The 6,404-nt window shown below is 63.6% G+C and carries 5 protein-coding genes and 3 tRNA genes; 5 read left to right on the forward strand and 3 right to left on the reverse strand.

Annotated features, from left to right (window positions below; genetic code table 11):
- The first annotated feature begins 8 nt into the window (after positions 1–8).
- Together ACVOL0_RS13405 and ACVOL0_RS13410 are read left to right on the forward strand one after the other, a co-directional pair.
- A complete protein-coding gene (locus ACVOL0_RS13405; protein ID WP_481549527.1) occupies positions 9–1,829 on the forward strand; it encodes an EAL domain-containing protein in 1,821 nt (606 codons plus the stop codon).
- Positions 1,826–4,249, forward strand: coding sequence for an ATP-binding protein (locus tag ACVOL0_RS13410; RefSeq protein ID WP_481549528.1), 2,424 nt, complete (start codon positions 1,826–1,828; stop codon positions 4,247–4,249). The genes ACVOL0_RS13405 and ACVOL0_RS13410 overlap by 4 nt, the downstream gene beginning before the upstream one ends.
- Before the next feature lie 16 nt (positions 4,250–4,265).
- Here ACVOL0_RS13410 and bfr read toward each other — a convergent pair whose 3' ends face one another.
- From bfr to ACVOL0_RS13425, 3 genes are all read right to left on the reverse strand, one after another.
- Positions 4,266–4,736, reverse strand: coding sequence for a bacterioferritin (gene bfr / locus ACVOL0_RS13415; RefSeq protein ID WP_481510232.1), 471 nt, complete (start codon positions 4,734–4,736; stop codon positions 4,266–4,268).
- A 113-nt stretch (positions 4,737–4,849) separates the two neighbouring features.
- Complete coding sequence (locus ACVOL0_RS13420; RefSeq protein WP_481549529.1) at positions 4,850–5,050, reverse strand: (2Fe-2S)-binding protein; 201 nt, start codon at positions 5,048–5,050, stop codon at positions 4,850–4,852.
- A gap of 80 nt (positions 5,051–5,130) precedes the next feature.
- Positions 5,131–5,742, reverse strand: coding sequence for an RNA pyrophosphohydrolase (locus ACVOL0_RS13425; protein WP_481549530.1), 612 nt, complete (start codon positions 5,740–5,742; stop codon positions 5,131–5,133).
- A gap of 118 nt (positions 5,743–5,860) precedes the next feature.
- On the opposite strand from ACVOL0_RS13425, the gene ACVOL0_RS13430 reads away from it, so the two are divergent.
- From ACVOL0_RS13430 to ACVOL0_RS13440, 3 genes are all read left to right on the forward strand, one after another.
- A tRNA-Met gene (locus tag ACVOL0_RS13430) sits at positions 5,861–5,937 on the forward strand.
- 26 nt (positions 5,938–5,963) lie between these two features.
- A tRNA-Gln gene (locus tag ACVOL0_RS13435) sits at positions 5,964–6,038 on the forward strand.
- Between the two features lie 102 nt (positions 6,039–6,140).
- Positions 6,141–6,215, forward strand: a tRNA-Gln gene (locus ACVOL0_RS13440).
- The last annotated feature ends 189 nt before the right edge of the window (positions 6,216–6,404 follow it).

Consider the following 6,404-nt stretch of genomic DNA (forward strand, 5'->3'; position numbering starts at 1 on the left):
TCCCCTCGATGGCCAGCAACGACACTCTCACCGCACCCAACCGCCCGCTACGTGCGGAAACCCCACCAGCCGATTACTGGCAGCGCTGGAGTGTGCGCAATGCGCCGCCCACCGAAGCCGTGCAGGCGCAGCTCAAACCCAACGCCGACGCAACTGCGGCAGCCATGGCCAGCGACGTCGGCGATGACACGCCCTACCGCGTGCTGATCGTCGAGGACAACCGCTCTCAGGCACTGTTTGCACAAAGCGTGCTGCACGGCGCCGGCATGCAGGCCTTCGTGCAGATGGACGTGGAAGGTGTGCAGCAGGCCATCAGCGAACACCGCCCGGACCTGATCCTGATGGATCTGCACATGCCCGGACTCGACGGCATGCGGCTGACCGCGATGATCCGCCAGCAGCCACACCAGCAACTGCTGCCGATCGTGTTCCTGACCGGCGAAGCCGACCCCGACCGCCAGTTCGAAGTGCTCGACTGTGGTGCCGACGATGTACTGGTCAAACCGATCCGGCCGCGCCACCTGGTCGCCGCCGTCGCCAACCGCATCCGCCGCAATCGCATGCAGGCACCGGGCAAGGCCGACGCCGGCCCGTTGATGAACAATCCCGAGACCGGCCTGCCGACCCGTCACAACGTGATGCAACAACTGCAGGCCGCCATCAGCGAGCAGCAACCAGCGGGCCTGATGTTCATCGAGATCGCCAGCGCCCTGGGGCTGCGCGAGCGCTATGGCTATGCCAGCTACGAGCGCTTGATGGTGCAGGCCGGGCAACGCCTGGCCGAGAACCTGCGCCCGCACCAGCTGGCCAGGCTCAACGACAACAGCTTCCTGCTGCTTACCCGCGGCATCGAAGAAGCGGCAGTGCCGGCGTTGGCGCAGCAGGTCCGTGATGGCCTGTCGGCGCAGCCGTTTGCACCACGCGAAGACGAATCCGTGTTCCTGCGCTGCGTGGTGGGCTACGCCAAGCTGTCGCAGGACCTGGCCGATGCCGATACCGCGCTGGAAGCGGTGGAGCGCACCGCCCTGCAGGCACGCCTGAGCAGCACCGGCATTGCTTCCTATGAGAGCAACGACGTCGCCATCAACAACGAACACCTGGCCCTGCTCGATGGCCAGATCGAACTGGCCTACCAGCCCATCGTCGCCGTCGCTGGCGGCGACACCGCGCAGTACCAGTTGCTGCTGCGCCTGCGCCAGAGCAATGGCAGCCTGCTGTCTGCCGGCCAGGTGATTCCTGCGGCCGAAGCTGCCGGACGCATCGCCGACCTTGATCAGCAGGTCGTCGAACACGCGCTGGGCCTGCTGCACCTGTACCAGTTCGCGCAGCCGCCAATGCGTCTGTTCGTGTCGCAGTCGCTGCGCTCGCTGTCGCGCAGCGCCTATGCCGAATGGCTGCTCAACGCACTGCAGGAACGCCAGGTCGCCGGCAATGGCCTGGTCATCGATGTGCGCCTGTCCGATGCATTGGTACATGCGGTAAGCCTGCAGCAGTTCTGCGCGCAGCTGATGCCAGCCGGCGTGCAGTTCTGCCTGAGCCAGTTTGAACCCGGTGCCGAGGCCAACGCATTGCTGAGCCAGCTGCCGTTGAGCTTCGTACGCATGGCCGCACGCTACGCCGAAAGCCACACCAACCAGAAGCTGCGTGACGAACTGCGCAGCACCATCGACCTTGCCCACCGCGCCAACCTGCAGATCATTGGCCAGCAGATCGAAGATCCGCAGGCCGCGGCGGCGATGTGGATGGGCGGTATCGACTTCATCCAGGGCAACGTGGTGCAACGCGCAGGCAGCGAGCTCAACTTCGACTTCCAGAACGCGGTGCTGTGAGCGCGGCTGCGTCGGGCGCTGCGCGCGGTTGGGCACTGCTGGCAGCAGGCTGCGCCGGGGCCGCGTGCGCGGCCAGCTTCATCCCCGCTGTCCCTGCTGTCGCCGCCACCGCCAGCGCTGGCGTCGCAGCGGTCGCTGCGCTGGTGGCAGCGATCAGCGCCAGCCGGCAACTGCAGCAGGCACATGCCCTGCAACTGCAGCTCGAAGAGCGGGCACTGGAAAACACCCGACTGCAGGCTGCCGCACAGGACCACAGCACGCTGCAGGAAGCACTGCTGCAGGCCAAGCAGGCCGCCGAAGCCGCCACCCTGGCCAAGGGCGAATTCCTGGCCACGATGAGCCATGAAATCCGCACGCCCTTGAACGGCATCCTGCCGATGCTGGAACTCGTCGCACAGGGCACGCTGAGCCTGGATCAGCGCAACATGCTCGATACCGCCACCGACAGTTCACGCCAGCTGTTCCGCATCGTCGACGACATCCTCGACTACTCCAAGCTGGAAGCGAACCGGCTGGAGCTTGAAATCACCACCTTCAACCTGCGCGAAACCCTGGACGGCATGTTGCGGCTGATGCAACGCGCGGCCGAGCACAAGGGTCTGCGCCTGTCGCTGCACATCGATCCAGCGGTGCGCCTGTCGGTACGCGGCGACCCGGTGCGCCTGCGGCAGATACTGGGCAACCTGTTGGTCAATGCGATCAAGTTCACCGAGCTTGGCGAAATCAGCATCCACGTAAGGCGCCTGGGCGAAACCGCGGCGCAGCACCGCCTGCGCTTTGAAGTACGTGACACCGGCATCGGCGTGGATACCAGCCAGCAACAGCGGCTGTTCAACGCCTTCACCCAGGCCGATGCATCGACTACCCGCCTGTACGGCGGCACCGGGCTGGGGCTGGCCATCTGCAAGCGCATCGTCGACCTGATGCACGGCAGCATCGGCGTGCACTCCGAGCCCCTGCGCGGCTCCACCTTCTGGTTTGAAATTCCGCTGTTGAAAGTCATCGGCGACCTGCACCAGCCCGATCACCTGCGCAAAGTGCGCCAGGTTCTGCTGGTTACCCCCGAGCCACGACTGCGTCAGCGGCTGCAGTTGATACTGCCGAACTGGGGCTACCAGCTGGTGGTCGCCAACAACCTGCAGGAAGCACTGGAGCGCCTGCGCATGCCCACCGTGTCGGGCATTTTCCATGCGGTGATTGGTGACCTGGAGCCACTGCGCAACAGCGCCCCGGCCCTGCAGCGGGCGGTCGAGCGCATGACGGACAGCCGCCCACGGCTGCTATGGCTGTATGGCGACGCTGCGGTCGCTGATGTACTGCGCGATGGTGCCACCCTGCTACCGCGTCAACTGCCCGATACCCAGCTGCGCAATGCCCTGGCCGAACCGCTGCAGCTTGCTGCCAGCCCACCTCCTGCACTCCTGCCGAGCAGCGCCTTTGCGGCTGCAACAACGCCTGTTGCGAAAGCGTCCACTTCGACAGCGACAACAATTGCAGCAACAAGCCTGCCGGCAAGCGCGCAAGGCAAGCCGGTGACACCGCCAGCCGCTGTCACCAGCAACGCCAACACAGGCGCCGACCTGAGCGGCATGCTGGTGCTGCTGGTCGAGGACAATTCGGTCAACCTGATGGTCGCGCAGAAACTGCTGAAAGTGCTCGGTGCCAGCACCGAGGCCGCTGAGAACGGCGCCATCGCCCTGGACAAGATGCATGCAAAACGCTACGACGCGGTGCTGATGGACTGCCAGATGCCGGTACTGGACGGCTTTGCCGCCACCGGCCGTTGGCGCGAACACGAAGCCAGCAGCGGCGCCAGCAGCCGCCTGCCGATCATCGCCATGACCGCCAACGCCATGGCCGGCGACCGCCAGCGCTGCCTGGACAGCGGCATGGACGAGTACCTGTCCAAACCCATCTCCCGCGCGCAACTCCTGAACTGCCTGCTGGCCTTCAAGCCGGCATCCACCGCAACTGCCGACCCGGTTACCAGCATGCCCAGCACCGACCTCTCCGCCAATGCATTGGCCGCCGCCTCCACCGCCCATACCGATGGCATCACCGCCTCGATACTGGAGCGCAGCGTGCTGGATGAATTGTTCGAGATTGCCGGGGACGAGATCAACGCCATCATCGACGTGTTCCTGGACGAGACCCCGCAACTGGTGCGGCATCTGCAGGAAGCAGCGGTGATGCCCGACCTGAAGCGACTGGGCGAGCTCGCGCACAGCCTGAAATCCTCAAGCGCCAATGTCGGCGTACTGGCCTTGTCCGAAGCCGCGCGCCGGCTAGAGCACGGCGCGCGCAGTGGCACGCTGGAGCGGCCCACCGTGATGGTGGCGCTGATCGTGGCCGAATTCTCGCGCGCACGCATGGCGCTGGCCGGCTATCAGGCCGACCAGCGCACACAGGCGCAGGAGTGATCCCGCTGCGGCGGGATCAGTCTTCCAGCTTGGTGAGCAGGTAGTTCGGCTCGCCGATGCGTTCGATCAGATCAAGCTGGGTTTCCAGCCAATCGATGTGCTCTTCCTCGGAGTCGAGGATCTTCACGAACAACTCGCGGCTGACGTAATCGCTGATCGACTCTGCATAGGCAACTGCATCGCGCAGCACCAGTGCCGCCTCGTTCTCCAGCGCCAGATCGCACTTGAGGATCTCGGTGGGGTTCTCGCCGATGCGCAGCTTGCCCAGCGCCTGGAAATTGGGCAGACCTTCGAGGAACAGAATGCGATCGGAGAGCACATCGGCGTGCTTCATCTCGTCGATCGACTCTTTGTATTCGTGTTCGGCCAGCTCATTCAAGCCCCAGTTCTTCAACATCTTGGCGTGCAGGAAGTACTGGTTGATGGCGGTCAACTCGTTGTAGAGGACCTTGTTGAGAAATTCGATGACCTTGGCGTCGCCTTTCATGGCGCTGACTCCGACTAGGGGAACGAGCGCACTTTACCGGTTGCCGGCAGACAATGAAGGAACGCGAATCGTGATCATTAGCCAACGCCGTTGGCGCTGGCCACAAGGCCTGCTCAGGCCGCCCGCAGCAGCGGCAAGGGCAGCTCGCGGGTAGCGCGCGCCTGCTCCAGCAGACCCGCCGCCATGTCCAGGCAGGAACCGCAATTGGAGCCGCAACCGGTACGCATGGTCAGCTCAGACACCGAGTCACAGCCGGCAAGCGCGGCTTCCCGGATCTGGTGATCGGTAACTCCATTGCAGATGCAAACGTACACGGCGTAACGCCCCTGAACCCGGCACGTATCGGCCGTGCCAGCATTCAATCGCAAATGCGAATGGTTGTCAATTTCGGGCATTAATCATTATTAATCTTCTTCCCGCGCCAAACGCCTGCACGCCGCGGGCGCTTGCGCGGCCGCTCGTGGCCAGCACTGCTACCCGGCATCCAGGCCTCCTGGGCGGACGCAGGCATCGCCTGCACCCCCTGGCCTGCGATACCCCGCGCCAGGGGCGCCAAGTGGCGCAGCGCGCGCGCGTAGACGCCACGCTTGAAGATGACCACATGCTCCACCGGATACCAGAAGTCGACCCAACGCCAGTGGTCGAACTCTGGGGTATCAGTCTCATCCAGCCGCACATGCGCCTCGTCACCGGTCAGGCGCAGCAGGAACCAGACCTGCTTCTGACCGATGCAGACCTGCTTTTCGGTATGGCGGATGGCCCGCGGGGGCAGCCGGTAGCGAAGCCAACCGGGGGTCGCCCCCAGGACTTCAACGTGTTCAGGCAGCAGGCCGGTTTCTTCCTGCAATTCGCGATACATGGCCTCGACCGGGGTTTCATCGGTATTCATGCCACCTTGCGGGAACTGCCAGCCATCCCGGCGCACGCGTCGTGCCCAGAACACCTGCCCGTCTTCCCGCATCAGCACTATGCCGACGTTCGGTCGATAGCCGTCCGGATCGATCACGATGCGGACTCCTAAAATTTCTACTGCCGGGGACTCTGCCATGGCTGCTGTCATGCCACAAGCACAGAAAAACCTGTTGACAAAACGTCACGACACCACCAGAATTACCGGCTCCCAAGGCTATGTAGCTCAGCCGGTTAGAGCACAGCACTCATAATGCTGGGGTCGGTGGTTCGAGTCCACCTATAGCCACCATGGGACGCAGGTTTAACCTGCACTACAGCCCCGTCGCCAAGCGGTAAGGCATCTGACTCTGACTCAGACATTCGGAGGTTCGAATCCTTCCGGGGCTGCCAAACATAAAAGGCCTGATCGAAAGATCAGGCCTTTTTTCTACTCCAGACCGCCATACCCAGGCCAATCAACAGACCGGGTGTGCGATAATCTTCACGCAGCATAGCCCCGTCGCCAAGCGGTAAGGCATCTGACTCTGACTCAGACATTCGGAGGTTCGAATCCTTCCGGGGCTGCCATTTATAAAAAAGGCCAGATCAAAAGATCTGGCCTTTTTTTGTGCCTGAAGTTCCGGGACTAGGGACTGGGGATTGGCAGGAGCAAAAGCACAAGAGCCAAAGCACCCCTCCCCTGCGCTGCGCGCAAGGGAGGGGGCAAATGCGACACCTCCCGCGCCGGATATGCATCGGACGCAAGACTTCCACCCC

This window comes from Stenotrophomonas sp. STEN021, from assembly GCF_056760175.1.

Bases quoted from the DNA above. Each gene is read 5' to 3' on its own strand.
- ACVOL0_RS13405 (WP_481549527.1), top strand. From the start codon at position 9: ATGGCCAGCAACGACACTCTCACCGCACCCAACCGCCCGCTACGTGCG.
- bfr (WP_481510232.1), bottom strand. From the start codon at position 4,736: ATGAAAGGCGACGCCAAGGTCATCGAATTTCTCAACAAGGTCCTCTAC.